The 13,165-nt window shown below is 72.2% G+C and carries 14 protein-coding genes and 1 tRNA gene; 4 read left to right on the top strand and 11 right to left on the bottom strand.

The genetic code is table 11. The features are described 5' to 3' along the window. Positions 1-594 precede the first annotated feature (594 nt). The 3 genes from FRANEAN1_RS25785 to FRANEAN1_RS41535 all read right to left on the bottom strand — a co-directional run bounded on the left by FRANEAN1_RS25785 (position 595) and on the right by FRANEAN1_RS41535 (position 2,839). The gene (locus tag FRANEAN1_RS25785) at positions 595-1,881 is read right to left on the bottom strand and encodes a vanadium-dependent haloperoxidase (protein WP_020462713.1); all 1,287 of its coding nucleotides are present in this window, start codon (positions 1,879-1,881) and stop codon (positions 595-597) included. A 316-nt stretch (positions 1,882-2,197) separates the two neighbouring features. Then, positions 2,198-2,461 carry a hypothetical protein gene (locus FRANEAN1_RS25790; protein ID WP_018500197.1) on the bottom strand — a complete coding sequence of 88 codons (264 nt, stop codon included), beginning with the start codon at positions 2,459-2,461 and terminating at the stop codon, positions 2,198-2,200. 87 nt (positions 2,462-2,548) lie between these two features. Continuing rightward, positions 2,549-2,839, bottom strand: a complete 291-nt coding sequence (locus FRANEAN1_RS41535) for a hypothetical protein (RefSeq protein ID WP_157472803.1) — start codon at positions 2,837-2,839, stop codon at positions 2,549-2,551. Between the two features lie 243 nt (positions 2,840-3,082). Between FRANEAN1_RS41535 and FRANEAN1_RS41540 the strand changes: the two genes are divergently transcribed. Both FRANEAN1_RS41540 and FRANEAN1_RS25800 read left to right on the top strand, forming a co-directional pair. After that, positions 3,083-3,982 carry an ABC transporter ATP-binding protein gene (locus tag FRANEAN1_RS41540; protein WP_020462714.1) on the top strand — a complete coding sequence of 300 codons (900 nt, stop codon included), beginning with the start codon at positions 3,083-3,085 and terminating at the stop codon, positions 3,980-3,982. A gap of 29 nt (positions 3,983-4,011) precedes the next feature. Next, positions 4,012-4,257 carry a hypothetical protein gene (locus FRANEAN1_RS25800; protein ID WP_041254812.1) on the top strand — a complete coding sequence of 82 codons (246 nt, stop codon included), beginning with the start codon at positions 4,012-4,014 and terminating at the stop codon, positions 4,255-4,257. Between the two features lie 143 nt (positions 4,258-4,400). Here FRANEAN1_RS25800 and FRANEAN1_RS25805 read toward each other — a convergent pair. From FRANEAN1_RS25805 to nadD, 4 genes are all read right to left on the bottom strand, one after another. Beyond that, a tRNA-Ala gene (locus FRANEAN1_RS25805) sits at positions 4,401-4,474 on the bottom strand. A 53-nt stretch (positions 4,475-4,527) separates the two neighbouring features. Continuing rightward, the gene (locus FRANEAN1_RS25810) at positions 4,528-5,277 is read right to left on the bottom strand and encodes a histidine phosphatase family protein (protein ID WP_020462715.1); all 750 of its coding nucleotides are present in this window, start codon (positions 5,275-5,277) and stop codon (positions 4,528-4,530) included. Then, on the bottom strand, positions 5,274-5,708 hold the full coding sequence (gene rsfS, locus FRANEAN1_RS25815) for a ribosome silencing factor (RefSeq protein WP_020462716.1): 435 nt from the start codon (positions 5,706-5,708) through the stop codon (positions 5,274-5,276). The genes FRANEAN1_RS25810 and rsfS overlap by 4 nt, the downstream gene beginning before the upstream one ends. Positions 5,709-5,917: 209 nt before the next feature. Beyond that, positions 5,918-6,535, bottom strand: coding sequence for a nicotinate-nucleotide adenylyltransferase (gene nadD, locus FRANEAN1_RS25820; protein WP_020462717.1), 618 nt, complete (start codon positions 6,533-6,535; stop codon positions 5,918-5,920). A gap of 209 nt (positions 6,536-6,744) precedes the next feature. Here nadD and FRANEAN1_RS25825 point away from each other — a divergent pair, with 209 nt between their 5' ends. Further along, positions 6,745-7,575 carry an SDR family oxidoreductase gene (locus FRANEAN1_RS25825; protein ID WP_020462718.1) on the top strand — a complete coding sequence of 277 codons (831 nt, stop codon included), beginning with the start codon at positions 6,745-6,747 and terminating at the stop codon, positions 7,573-7,575. 49 nt (positions 7,576-7,624) lie between these two features. Here FRANEAN1_RS25825 and FRANEAN1_RS25830 read toward each other — a convergent pair whose 3' ends face one another. Continuing rightward, the gene (locus FRANEAN1_RS25830) at positions 7,625-8,158 is read right to left on the bottom strand and encodes a helix-turn-helix domain-containing protein (RefSeq protein WP_049796018.1); all 534 of its coding nucleotides are present in this window, start codon (positions 8,156-8,158) and stop codon (positions 7,625-7,627) included. 235 nt (positions 8,159-8,393) lie between these two features. Between FRANEAN1_RS25830 and pgm the strand changes: the two genes are divergently transcribed. Beyond that, a complete protein-coding gene (gene pgm, locus FRANEAN1_RS25835; RefSeq protein WP_020462720.1) occupies positions 8,394-10,046 on the top strand; it encodes a phosphoglucomutase (alpha-D-glucose-1,6-bisphosphate-dependent) in 1,653 nt (550 codons plus the stop codon). On the opposite strand, the gene FRANEAN1_RS25840 is transcribed toward pgm, so the two are convergent. The 3 genes from FRANEAN1_RS25840 to FRANEAN1_RS25850 form a co-directional block, all read right to left on the bottom strand. After that, a complete protein-coding gene (locus tag FRANEAN1_RS25840) occupies positions 9,983-10,921 on the bottom strand; it encodes a PucR family transcriptional regulator (RefSeq protein ID WP_020462721.1) in 939 nt (312 codons plus the stop codon). The genes pgm and FRANEAN1_RS25840 overlap by 64 nt on opposite strands. A 258-nt stretch (positions 10,922-11,179) precedes the next feature. After that, the gene (locus FRANEAN1_RS25845) at positions 11,180-11,656 is read right to left on the bottom strand and encodes a VOC family protein (protein WP_020462722.1); all 477 of its coding nucleotides are present in this window, start codon (positions 11,654-11,656) and stop codon (positions 11,180-11,182) included. A 127-nt stretch (positions 11,657-11,783) separates the two neighbouring features. Next, on the bottom strand, positions 11,784-13,046 hold the full coding sequence (locus FRANEAN1_RS25850) for a DUF4349 domain-containing protein (protein WP_347176758.1): 1,263 nt from the start codon (positions 13,044-13,046) through the stop codon (positions 11,784-11,786). Positions 13,047-13,165 lie beyond the last annotated feature (119 nt).

Raw genomic sequence — 13,165 nt, forward strand, 5'->3', positions numbered from 1 at the left:
ACGATGTCCACTTGCTGCCAGCAGGACGGGCCGCCGCGGAGCCTCCGACCGACACCGCCACCCGACCACCCCCCACCTGCCGGCGGAGCAGACCGAAGCTGTCGCGGAGGAGCGTAACGGGCCACCACACGAGCAGGTCTCCAGTTGAGCGGAACATGTCCGTTGAACCTGACCGCGAAGTTATCACCAGTCAATACCTCGCCATCCAACACCGACGACTCCGCAGGCACAAGAAACCCCACGGAGCATCGACGGTACGCCGGGTGGCGCCCACCCTTGTCGCGGCCATCGCAATGTGACCGGAGCGTCACCGAAGGGCCGGCCCGCGCGACTCCTCCGCCCTGTGTCGCCACCACGCGGCCACCAATGTGGCCGCGTTGAGGAATGCCGAGAAATGGCGGTGTTCAGGAGCGGGGGGCGCCATGGCGCCCCCCGCGGATTTCCGGATCGACATGCGGTGGTAAAGCGGTCCGGCCGATCGTGTTCAGGTTGCGACCGCGACCACATATTGCCTGATCAGGGGCTACAAAGGGCACCGTCGCAACCGCCGGGCAACCCGGCGCCGGGTACCGCTTGCCGCGCCGTGCGGGCCGGTCAACGCCGCGGGCGGAAATAGTTCCTGGTCGCGTAGGCGGTCACCTTGGCGCCGATCTTCGCGCCCTCGGTGTCGGCCGACCGAGTGTGGATGCCACCCCAGACGCGAGCCTCGATCACCTCGGCGATGGCATGGGAGAAACCACGGAAATAGCGTGTGGTACCCGAATCGGCACTGTACGCACTGAACGGGATGTCGTCCCGGCCGAAGAAGAACGCCAGCGTCGACATGCTCGCCGTCGTGAAGCAGGTGTGCCCGGACGTGAAGTCGGGGTGTGGCGGGGTGACGAGCAGCGGTGCCCAGGTCGGGTCGGCGGTGGTTGCCGGGTTGCCGTCGGTGTCGGCCAGCTGGATCGCGGTGACTGGCCGCCAGGACGTCCAGGCCGCCTTCTCGTTGAAGCAGGCGGTCGTCGCGTCGGCCTCGGTGAGGTCGACCATCGCGAACATGCGGGCCGTCTGCAGGGTGCTCAGACGGCGGCCCGTGGCGAGCTGGCGCTTGATCTCCCATTCACCCAGGTGCCGGTCGTGCCACCAGATCGCCGCCTGGGTCTGGTCGAGCGTCCTGGTCGTGCTGTTGACGGCGCCGATCGTTTTGACCTCGTTGAGGTCCCGGGCGTAGCGCTCGGAGGTCAGCGCCGGCGGCCCGGCCGAGCGGAACATCGACGCGCTCGGGATCAGGAACGGCCTGAGGTTCGCCACCCAGGCCGTGTCGGAGGCGAAGGTCGGCGGAGTCGGCCGCCACTGGCCGGGCTGGGTGCCCACCGGCCAGGTCGGATTACCGAAGGCCCCGTCGTTCTGCCGAGCACTGATCATCGCTGCGGCGGTCTGGCCACCCACGGCGGTCCCGCTCCGCTTCGCCGCGTCGTCGGGAAGGTTCGCCATCCACTCGTCGTACTGCGTCTGCAGCCGCGGCCGCTGGGCCGGGAACAGGGAGCTGAGTACCTGGAAGGCGGCGGTCGCGACGGCGGCGTCCGTCGACTCGCGCCCGCTGGCCCGCGGGGCGAGCAGATAAGGCTGGTAAGGCCGCCCGGCGATGGCGTTCACCGCGTCGTAAACGGCCCCGTGCACCATCGCGAAGCTGCGCGCCTGGACCTGCGGCTGCTGGCCGGCGACGTCCCAGATCGCGGTCTGCGCATTGCGGTCCCAGATGATGACGACATTGGTGGATGTGTTCTCACCGGCCGCCCGCGCGGCCGGGAGCCCGGCCGCGACCGGTAACGCCGCGGCGAGGACACCGACGACGGCCGTACACACGACTCCACGGCGGGCGCGCGCCCAACGTGCCATGACTGACCCCCTTGCTGGCAATCAACCAAACCGACTGCCGCATTGACGCGAGTCCGCCGTGATGAGGCACGCCTCGTCGCGCGCGCGTACCCCGCACCGACCGAACGACGAGGAAGTCGACGGCGGTCCGGCAGCTATTCGGGTCATCATGGCACCACGCCGTCAGGTGCGTCCGGAATTGCCACACAAAACGATGTTCTGCCTGGTCGCCGGTCCGATGACCGGGAGCGGTACCGAGCTTTCGGGGCCGGAGCCGTGAAACCGGTGGTGGGAAACCGGCGTCACGGGACCAGTCTGGGCGAGGGAACGGCTGCTGTCACAGCACCCCCGAGCCGCGCAGGATGCCCAGGGCCACGATGAGGGCTGCGACGACGTAGACCACGGTGCCGAACAGGCCCAGGCGGCCGGGCTCGGCCAGATTGGTGTCACGGGGCCAGGTGCACTCGCACGCGACCTTCACGGCGCTTCCCCCGACGGCCCAGCCCGCGGCGATCAGCGCGACGTCGGCCGCGGTGACAAGCGCGTCGAGACTGTCGCTCGTGGGGGCGGTGAGGGTGACCGAAAGGGTGTGCTCGGGCATCAGGCCGGCCCCGTTCCGGGGATTCCGGGGGTAATGCCGCAGATACCGGCACCCACGGCACCGGAAAGGGCGATGATGGACGGCGTCTCAGGCACGGGTTGCCCTTCTGGGGTGTACCCGATCGGCAATGGCACGCAGCGCGAGCCGCAGGACGCCCTGGCCATCGAGGTCGCGGATGGCAAGCGCTACGCGCGCCGAATGCTCCGACTCCTCGACACAGCTGCATTTCGGCGAGTCGAAGCCGAGAACGCCGTGTGCCTCGTCCAGGGCTGCCCGGCAACCAGAACTCCTGCTGCCGCGGGCCGAAACGGTGTTGACCGAAGCGGTGTCGGCCGAAACGGTGTCGGCCGAAACGGTGTTGACAGAATAGCTGTTCATCCTGTGGTCACTATATGGCACCGACCTTCACCCGCCCCACCATTGAGCAGGTGTCCGTAAGGTGTCCACCATTCGCGGGTTGCATTCTTCCGGGAGGGCCGCCCCGGCGCCGGCCCGAGCCCGCCGCCGGGCGACACACCCGGGCCACGCGACGTCCGCGCCCGGGCCGCTAGCCTGCACCCGTGTCGGGGAGGCGGGTGCACGCCTGTCCAGTGGCGAGCGCCAGCGGGTGTCGATGCCCGGGTGCCGCTCAAGCAGGCCCCGATCGTCCTGCTCGACGAGGCGACGGCCACGCTCGACCCGGCAGACGAGTACCTGATCCGCCGTTCGGTCACCGAGCTGAAGCGCACCTCGACCGTCATCGTCGTGGCGCACACCGCCGCCCTAATCGACGCGGCCGACCAGGTCGTCGTCCTCGACGGCGGACGGGTCGTCGAGCGCGGCGGCCCGAGCGAGCTCCGCGCGGCCGGCGCGTTCTTCTCCCTCCTGTGGGGCGACCGCGTACGGTCCTCCGGCTGGCGGCTGGGCGGTAGGCCCGGTCACGGCTTCCCTGGTTCCCCCGCATCTGCGACGGTTTTTCCTCAAACTAAGATTATGTTCGTGGTGACACGAGGAGTCCCTTCGATCGCGCCAAACAAGATCATTTTTTGGATGCTGATAGGAGCCCTCTCAACTGCTGGCTGCTCAGCGTTGCCCGTCTCATGGCCGGAGGCGGGATGCACGGACCGGGACAACGAACTTGCCGCAAGGTTGAACAACCTCGCCGTACTCGACCTGCATCCTGCTGGCGCAACGGTCCAAGAACAGGGATCTGGCTGCAGCGAAAGCTCCGGCGCAACATATGCGGGGCGCACATACCGGCCGGCGGGTACGACCGATGGAGTGATGGAGTTCTACCATCGCACCGTGCCCGCGGCCGGCTGGAAGCTGGAGCACGTCGACAATCGCCCGGTCGATCCCGGCGAACCTATGTACCTTGGATCAAGCCGATGCTACTCCAAGTCCACCGAAGGCAGCACCGTTTTTCTGACCATATGGTTTCCGGACGACTCCGGTGAGGATGGGAACGACCCGCCAGGACCAGGGATCCGTCACTTCAGATTGGACGTGACGGCGGACAGGGACGGCATCTCGACCTGCTGACACTCTACTTTCGACGCCGACGGAGAACGATGTATACCCTCGTCCCGACAAGCGCGGTCGCCTTTGCCTGCCTGACCGCACTACTCAGCGGCTGCGGGTCCTCATCCTCGGAGCCCGCCGCCGGAGGCGAACCGCGCCGCTGGGGCAACCCGGTCCAGCCGGGAACGCTGACACCGACCAGCGGCACAGAAGTCGTCTTCACGGACGACGCCGGGCATCGCGTGGCCTTCGCACTGCGGCCCGACGCCACCGCATGGAAGCGGCTCTGCGACTGACTCGCCTGCCTGACGCGCGGATCAGCGCTGGCGGCGATGGTCCGCGTCCTCGACGCTGTCAGCGACCCGCTATGGCAGACTGCCCGAAAAAGAAGCGAACCCCCGTCAGACTTCCGACAGGGGTTCGAACATACTTACTATTGTGGAGCTGAGGGGATTCGAACCCCTGACCCTCACACTGCCAGTGTGATGCGCTACCAGACTGCGCCACAGCCCCATATTACGACGTACTATTTATATCCTACTCGACCGCAACCGGTACTTGCTGTCTCAACCGCTTGTCGGTTGCGTCTGCGAGTGTACAGGTTCCGTGTCGCTTGCCGTCGGGGCCTCCTGCGTCGGCAGGATCGCCTCGGCTGGTGGGTGGGAAGCTGTGCTCCCCGGTCCGACGCTGACGACCTTATCAGGCGCCGCGGCGACTGTGGCGAGGGGTCCGGTGTTGTGCTCCACCAGCCGAAACCCGCCCGGCTCGCGCCGCAGCATCGACCAGCGGCAGTTGCCCAGCGGGCCGAACACCCACCAGTTCTGGACGGGCACGCCGAGGACACGCCCGAGGAGCGACCGGGCCGTCCCCCCGTGCAACACGAAGACGACGAGGCCGCCGGCGGTGACCGGCAGACCCTCGGCGACGATGTCGTCGAAGACGGCGCCGGCCCGTGCGCCGACCTCCTCGTACGTCTCGCCGCCGCCGCGGCGGACGTCCTCGCCGCGGCGCCAGGCGGCGTCCTCCGCGGGGAAGCGGGCGGCGGCCTCGGCACCGGTGAGCCCGGACCACGCCCCCAGGTCGATCTCGCGCAGCCGCGCGTCGGCGCGGACGGGCAGGCCGATCCGCGCCGCGGTCTCCCGGCAGCGGCGCAGGTCCGAGGAGACCACGAGCTCAGGGTTGAGAGCCCTGATGAACGGGCCCACCAGCTCGGCCTGCCGCTGACCGGTCAAGTCCAGGGAAGGATCGGCGTGGCCCTGGAACCGCCCCGCGTCGTTCCAGGACGTCCGCCCGTGCCGCCAGAGCAGCAGCCTCACCGCGGTTCTGCCGTACCGCCGCCCCCGCCCGCCACGCCACCCGTGGCCGCGGCGGCCACCCCGGCGCCGACGGTGGCGTCCACGAACGGGATGACCGGGCAGTCCTTCCACAGCCGTTCGAGGCTGTAGTAGACCCGTTCCTCGGCGCGCAGCACGTGCACGACGATGTCGGCGAAGTCGAGCAGGACCCACCGGCCCTCGCGCTCGCCCTCGCGGCGCAACGGCTTGGCCCCCATGGCCCGCAGCTTCTCCTCGATCTCGTCGACGGCGGCCTTGACCTGCCGCTCGTTCTCGGCCGACGCGATGACGAAGCAGTCGGTGATCGTCAGCCGCTCGCTCACGTCGAGGATCAGAATGTCCTGGGCGATCTTGTCGGCGGCGGCCTGGGCGGCGGCGAGGGCGAGCTCGGTGGCTCGCGGTGAAGCGGTCACGCTGGTCGGTCTCCAAGGCAGGTAGGTGCGCGTTCCGGCGGGACGCCCGAGCAGGCGTTGACACCGCCCGATCGGAGCACCCCGGCGGGAGCGCCGGCCGCCCGCTGTCGGACGGCCGTATCAAGCGTGACACACCCACGGGAGTGCCGGCGAACATCCGTCCCGCGATCGGGTCGAATGTTCCCCGGCGCCGAGTCCCCGGGCTCGGGTCACCCGGGGTCGACGGGGGGCGGGCCGACGGCCGACCGCGGGTCGTACAGCCCGCGTTTGGCGATGTAGCGGACGACGCCGTCCGGGGTCAGGTACCAGATGGGAGCGGCCCGGGCGACCCGCTGGCGGATGTCCGAGGAGGAGATCGCGAGCGCCGGTACCTCGAGGAGGCTGACCGACTCGTCGGGCAGGCTGGCGTGGCGACGTAGGTGGTAGCCCGGCCGGGTCACTCCGATGAAGTGCGCCAGCCCGAAGAGCTCGGTGTGGTCCCGCCAGGTGAAGATCTGGGCGAGGGCGTCGGCGCCGGTGATGAAGAACAGCTCGTCACCCGGCCGCTGCCCGCGCAGGTGCCGCAGCGTGTCGATGGTGTACGTCGGGCCGCTGCGCTCGATGTCGATGCGGCTGACGGTGAACCGCGGGTTCTCGGCCGTTGCCAGGAAGGTCATCAGGTAGCGGTCCTCGGCGGCGGAGACCTCGCGGTCGACCTTCTGCCACGGCCGCCCGCTCGGCACGAAGACGACCTCGTCCAGGTCGAAGAGCGCCGCGACCTCGCTGGCCGCGACCAGGTGCCCGTTGTGGACGGGATCGAACGTCCCGCCCATCACGCCCAGTCGCACGTGGGGACACTAACTCCGCGCAAAGTCGTGGCGCCTCGTCCAGAGCGCTCACGGCGGGATGTCCTGCGTCACTCCCCAGCTGAGTTGCAGTTTCCAACTCAGAACCCTACGGTGATCCGCAGGGACGGCCGGACATCGGCGACGTCCCGGCCCAGGCGGGGCATGGCCCGGCCGGGGTATGGCGGGCGACGAGGGACGGAGCGCGGGCGATGGCGAGGATCAAGGGATCAGTCGTCCTGGTGACCGGGGCGAACCGGGGGCTGGGGCGGGCGTTTGTCGAGGAGCTGCTGGCCCGGGGTGCCGCGAAGGTCTACGCGGCCGCGCGCGACCCGCAGTCGGTCCAGACCCCGGGCGCCGTACCGATCCGGCTGGATGTCAACGACCCGGCCCAGGTGGCCGCGGCGGCCGAGGCGACCGGCGACGTCGACATCCTGATCAACAACGCCGGCAGCTCGACCGGCGCGTCGGTGCTCACCGGGGACGTCGACGACATCCGCCTGGAGCTGGAGACCCACTTCTTCGGGCCGCTGCGCACGGTCCGCGCTTTCGCCCCGCAGCTCGCGCGGCACCGCGCCGGCGCCGGCGCGGCGGGTGAGGGCAACGCGAACGGGAACGGCGCCGGCGGTGCGGGAGCCACGGGGCGCGCGGGCGCGTCCGGTGGGGCGGTGCTCAACGTCCTGTCGGCCCTGTCGTGGTTGGCGGCGCCGACGAGCGGAGGCTACTGCGCGGCGAAGAGCGCCGCCTGGTCGCTGACGAACTCCCAGCGGCTGGAGCTGGCCGACCAGGGCGTCGCCGTGACGGCGCTGCACGTCGGCTACATGGACACCGACATGACCCGCGCCATCCAGGCGCCGAAGTCGGACCCGGCCACCATCGCGGCGCTCGCGCTGGACGGCGTCGAGGCCGGAGCCGCCGAGGTCCTCGCGGACGACACGAGCATTCACATCCGGGCGGCGCTGTCGGGTGGGCTCACCGACCTCTATCCGGCGCTCGCCGAGCTCTACTCCTCGCGCGAGCCCGTGGCCACGCTGACGGGCTGACCAGCCCCGTCCACCGCATCGTCCACCGGCGGACGGCCCTCCGGCACACTCACGGCCGGCTGGGCCGCCTCCGGGCCGGCATCGGCGTCAGTGCCGGCGCGATATCCGGGCCGGCGTCGATGCGGGGCCAGCCCGGCCCGGGGGTGGAGACGACGTCGCGGACGTCGATCTCCACCCCGGCGCTGTCGACGAAGGCCACCCGCACCGGCTCGCCGCCCACCGCGGAGCGGTACACCGTGGCCGGACCGTGGCCGGAGGGCCGGTGCGCGTCGCCCCACTGCTGCAGCGACCCGAGCACGAGGCGCAGGTCGTGGCCGGCCGGGGTGAGGTGGTAGCTGTACCGCTCGCGTGACCCGGGCTCGCGGTAGGCCTGGCGTTCGAGCACCCCGGCCTCGACCAGCGTGCGCAGGCGGACGGTCAGGACGTCCGTCGCAATGCCCAGCGCGTCGCGGAACTCGGCGAAGCGGGTGCGCCCGCGGAACGCCTCGCGGACGACCAGCAGCGTCCACCGCTCGCCCAGCACCTCGAGGCTGCGGGCGATGGAGCATCTCGCCCCGTCCGGCGGGGCCGCCGACCTTGGCACGCCGATCACGATACGTCGCCATCCCGCCCGCTGGCCAGGCCAGGCCACGGCCCCTCCCCCTCCCCGCCCGGGGCCGACGGCCAGAGCCACAACGAGTGACAGGGCGACGGGGCGAACGTCGCGGCGCGCGGCACTAGGCTGGCCGGGGAGCCGAACGATCCGATGCCGAACGATCCGATCGAGCCCGCCTATATCGAGCCCGCCCATATGGAGCCCGCCCAGTTGGAGCCCGCCCATGCCGAACAGCCCGCGCGCGGGTCAGCCCGCCGCTCCCGACGAGCTCATCGACCCGCGGGCGCTGCTCGCCGCCTACCACGACGTGCGTCCCGACCCCGCCGACCCGGCCCAGCGGGTGGCGTTCGGGACGTCCGGCCACCGCGGCAGCGCACTGCGGGCGTCGTTCAACGAAGACCACATCCTGGCCACCACACAGGCGATCTGCGAGCACCGGGCGGCCGCCGGGGTCAGCGGTCCGCTGTTCATCGGCGTCGACACGCACGCGCTGTCCGCGCCGGCGCTGGCGAGCGCCCTCGAGGTCCTGGTCGCGAACGGAGTGGACGTCCGCGTCGCGCCGGCCGGTGAGGCCACCCCGACGCCGGTGATCTCGCACGCGATCCTCGCCCACAACGGGCACGGGGGCGCCGGCGGGCCCGGGGGGCTCGCCGACGGCATCGTCGTGACGCCGTCGCATAACCCGCCGGCCGACGGCGGCTTCAAGTACAACCCGTCGCACGGCGGTCCCGCCGACACCGCGGCCACGAGCGCGATCCAGAACCGGGCGAACGCGCTGCTCGAGGCGGGTCTCACCGAGGTCGCCCGGGTCCCGCACACCCAGGCGCTGGCGGCGGCGACCGTGCACGACTTCGTCGGCGCCTACGTGGCGGACCTGCCGAACGCCGTCGACCTCGACGCCATCCGCTCGGCCGGGGTCCGCATCGGCGTCGATCCGCTCGGCGGAGCGAGCGTCCTGTACTGGCAGGAGATCGCCGAGCGGCACAAGCTCGACATCGAGGTGGTGAACACCGCGGTCGACCCGACGTTCGGCTTCATGACGCTGGACTGGGACGGCCGAATCCGGATGGACCCGTCGTCACCGTTCGCGATGGCGTCGCTGCTGCGGCTGGCCGGGTCGTTCGATGTCGCGCTGGCGAACGACGCGGACGCCGACCGGCACGGGATCGTCACCCCCGGCGCCGGCCTGCTCAACCCGAACCACTACCTCTCGACGGCGATCTCCTACCTGTTCGCGCACCGGCCGGGCTGGCCGGCGGGCGCCGCGGTCGGCAAGACGCTGGTCAGCTCCGGCATGATCGACCGGGTCGCCGCCGATCTCGGACGCGGGCTGGTCGAGGTGCCGGTCGGCTTCAAGTGGTTCGTCGACGGCCTGCTCGACGGCTCGCTCGGTTTCGGCGGCGAGGAGAGCGCCGGCGCGTCGTTCCTGCGCCGCGACGGCCGGGTGTGGACGACGGACAAGGACGGCATCATCGCCTGCCTGCTGGCCGCCGAGATGACCGCGACGACCGGCCGTGACCCCGGTGTTCTCTACACCGAGCTGACCGGGCGGTTCGGCTCCCCCGCCTACCGGCGCGTGGACGCCCCCGCCACCCCGGCGCAGAAGAAGATCCTCTCCGCGCTGACGCCCGAGGCCCTGTGCGCGACGACGCTCGCCGGGGGCGCGGTCACCGCGGCACTGTCGGCCGCGCCGGGCAACGGCGCCCCGATCGGCGGCGTGAAGGTGGCGACGGCCGACGCGTGGTTCGCCGCGCGCCCGTCCGGCACCGAGGACGTCTACAAGATCTACGCCGAGAGCTTCGCCGGCCCGGATCACCTGGCCTCGGTGCTCGCCGAGGCGCAGGCCCTCGTGGACGCCGCGCTGACCCGCGGGTAGCCGGCCAGCCCGACCGCCCCGGCCAGGCCAGCCCGGCCGTCGGGAAGGTCCCCGGTCGGGAAGGCGTCACCGGCCGGAAGCGCCGCCACCAGCTCGCGGGCGACGACGGCGGCGTGCAACCGCCACATCCGCTCCGGTGGGTCCCCGTGCAGGCCCAGGAGCTCGCGGACCCGGTCCATCCGGTAGCCGACCGAGTTGCGGTGCATGTGGATGCGCGCGGCGACCGCGGCCCGGCTGCCATTCGTCTCCAGCCAGGCGGCGAGCGTGGCCAGCAGCTCGGGCCGGTCCAGCAGCGGCCCGAGCTCGGCCCGGGCGAACGACTCCAGCCGCGCCCGCGGGACGGCCAGCAGCAGCCCGGCCAGCCCGGTGTCCGAGTGCAGGAGCTGCACGCCGTCGCCGCGATGGCGCAGCAGCGCGAGCACGGCCCGTGCCTCGGCGAGCGACGATGCCGTCTCGGAGGTGTCCCGGCCGTCGCCGACGACCACCCGCCCGGCGGCGGCGAGCACCGGCCGGTCCGATCCGACGGCAGCGGCCAGACGGGATCGCACCGCGGCCAGCTCCCGGCCGACGTCGGCGGCGTCACCTGCCAGGACCGCCCACCCGAGCTCGCCGAACGCCCCGTCCCGGCGCACCGGGACGTCGAGCGCGGCCAGGGCGGCGCCCCACGCGTCGCGGCGGGCGCCGTCGTAGTGCAGCACCACGGCGGCATGGGGACGGGTGAGATCCACACCGGAGCACGCCGGCCAAGGCGGCTCAGCGGCCGACTGGGCCCCGCCGGCACCGGCCTGCCGGGCGACGGTCTGCCGGGCGACGTCGGTCATCCCGAGGCCACCGATCGCCGGCACGTCGTGAACGGCCGGACTCGGAGGTGTCACCTGGCGTCACGTCCTTTCGGGGGTCCGCAGGATCCCCGCGATGGCGGCTCTCGACGCGCGGTGACGAATCCCCCACAACCAGGCGATCATCGGGTGCCCGCGTCGAGCGCCCCGAATAGACCCCTATGGGTCTCATGTGCAGGTTATCGAGCAGGCAGCCCGGATGATTCCGCTCCCCCACCCCACCGGACCGGCCCCGCTCCCCGTCACGCACCGCGATCGCCGAACGAGACCACGTCAAGGCGCGGCGCTGGACGGTCAGCCGCGCGGCCCCCACAGGTCACGCACCGTCGAGAAGACCCGCTGGCCGTGGCTGATCTCGATCACGTTGCCGTCGGGGTCCGTCAGCGCGCAGACGTAGCCGACCGGGTCCGGCAGGTCCTGCGGCTCCCAGTGCAGGCAGCCGGCGGCCCGGGCCCGCGCCGCCGCGTCGTCCACGTCGGCCCGGCGCGGGACCTCGATCCCGAGGTGCGCGAACGGCGTCATGATCGGATGCCGGGCGCCGCGCTCCCGGGCGAAGTCCACCAGCACCAGGACGAACGGCGTCCGCCACTGCCCCTCGTTGGAGAGCCAGGCGCTGCGGCCGGCGGCGTCCTCGCGGACCGCCACGACGACCAGCGGGGTCATCGACGTGTAGAAGGCGATCGAGGCGTCGAGGTCGCTGGAGGGCAGGGCGACGTGCGTCCAGCGGGCGCTGGTCAGCCCCGATCCGGATTCCTCGCCTGCCTCGGGCATCCCGGCGCTCCCGTCCCCGGCCGGCACCGGCACCGACGTCCGTGTCGGGGCCGGTCGCCGGCGGCCTGCGTGTGCCCGTCCATCGTGCCGCTCCGGACCCCGTCCGTGCCAGAGCGCACCGACCCGTTTACGACCCCGCCGAGTCCCGCGGCGGCGCGGGCGGGGCCGGGGTCGTCGGGATCCAGCCCCACCGGCGCGCGATCCGGACGGCCCCGTAGACGCACGCGGCGACCAGGCCGACCAGCGCCAGCGGGCCGAGCAGCGCGATGATCTCCTCGATACCGCGGACAAAACGGTTCCAGGATGTCCGCGCGGCAGCGACCAGCCCCGAGTCGTCATCGTCCGGCCCGGGTGCGGGGTCCGCTCCGTCCTCGGCGATCTGCACCGTCAACGTCGCGAGGTCGCTGGCGTCGGCGAGGACCATCCGCTGGCCCTCGATCTGCTCGATCTGGATCTGCACGCCGTCGATGGCCTGCTGCACCGACAGCGTCTCCCCCACCGTGGTGGCATTGGAGAGCAGCGTCGTGTAGGCGGTGCGGGAGGCCTCCAGCGCGCGCTTGCGCGCCTCGAGATCGACGTACTCCCCGGTCACGTCGCGCGAGGACATCGTCGACGCCGACACCGTGCCGATCCGGCTCAGGCCGGACCGCAGCTCGTCGAACGACTCGCTCGGCACCCGCAGGGTCACGGTGGCGTACTGGCTGCCGTCATCAGTGGTCGACGGAGTGCCGCTGACCTCGCTGGACTCGGTGTACCCCGCAAGCCCCCGCGCCGCCGCGGAGAGATCCTGGACCGCCTTGTCCACGGCACCGGCCGGCACGGACAGCGTGGCCGTGCCGTTGCGGACGATCCGCGGCTGGGCGCCGGCGGGCCGGGCGGGCTCGCCGCCGGTGCCGCCGGTGCCACCGGGCCCGCCCGGGACGGTCGACGGCGCTCCCGCGGCGATGCCGTCCGCCCGGGCCGCACCGGGCGCCGACGACGGCGCCGACGCCGACGCCGACGCGCTGGAGTCCGCCGACGTGCTCATCTCGCCGGGTGTACCGGGCTCGGACGCCGGCATCGGGACGGCCGCCGTGTCCGCCGAGTTCGTGCCGGCGCCGTCCGTTCCGGCAGCGATGAAGCCCACCCCGAGGATCACGGCGAGCAGCGCGCCCGCGCCGAGGATCAGGCGCCGGCGGCGGCGCGGGTCCGGCATGGCCGGCAGGCGGGACGACCAGGGCCGCTCGTTCCGGCCGGGCGCCCCGAACGGACCGGGAGGGGCGGCCGGACCGGGCTGCCCCGGCTGCCCGCCCGCGGCGGTGCCTGCGGTCGTCGGTTCACCCGGATCGGCCTGTCCGGTCGCGTCGGTCGGACCTGTCGGCATGGTCGTCGCCGTCGTTTCGGTCGCCATGGCGGCACCCCTCCGTCCGGCCTGCACGGTCACCCGCGCGGGCGTCGGCGGTCACACCATGCGCCCGCCGTCGAAGGGTTGGACGCAGCGGCCCGGCGATCGGTTCACCCCGGAAGCGC

This window comes from Parafrankia sp. EAN1pec, assembly GCF_000018005.1.
In the GTDB taxonomy this organism is placed as follows: domain Bacteria; phylum Actinomycetota; class Actinomycetes; order Frankiales; family Frankiaceae; genus Parafrankia; species Parafrankia soli.

Bases quoted from the DNA above. Each gene is read 5' to 3' on its own strand.
- FRANEAN1_RS41535 (WP_157472803.1), bottom strand. From the start codon at position 2,839: ATGAACAGCTATTCTGTCAACACCGTTTCGGCCGACACCGTTTCGGCC.
- FRANEAN1_RS25785 (WP_020462713.1), bottom strand. From the start codon at position 1,881: ATGGCACGTTGGGCGCGCGCCCGCCGTGGAGTCGTGTGTACGGCCGTC.
- FRANEAN1_RS25845 (WP_020462722.1), bottom strand. From the start codon at position 11,656: ATGCCCGAGGCAGGCGAGGAATCCGGATCGGGGCTGACCAGCGCCCGC.
- FRANEAN1_RS25800 (WP_041254812.1), top strand. From the start codon at position 4,012: ATGTATACCCTCGTCCCGACAAGCGCGGTCGCCTTTGCCTGCCTGACC.
- FRANEAN1_RS25825 (WP_020462718.1), top strand. From the start codon at position 6,745: ATGGCGAGGATCAAGGGATCAGTCGTCCTGGTGACCGGGGCGAACCGG.
- pgm (WP_020462720.1), top strand. From the start codon at position 8,394: ATGCCGAACAGCCCGCGCGCGGGTCAGCCCGCCGCTCCCGACGAGCTC.
- FRANEAN1_RS25850 (WP_347176758.1), bottom strand. From the start codon at position 13,046: ATGGCGACCGAAACGACGGCGACGACCATGCCGACAGGTCCGACCGAC.
- FRANEAN1_RS25790 (WP_018500197.1), bottom strand. From the start codon at position 2,461: ATGCCCGAGCACACCCTTTCGGTCACCCTCACCGCCCCCACGAGCGAC.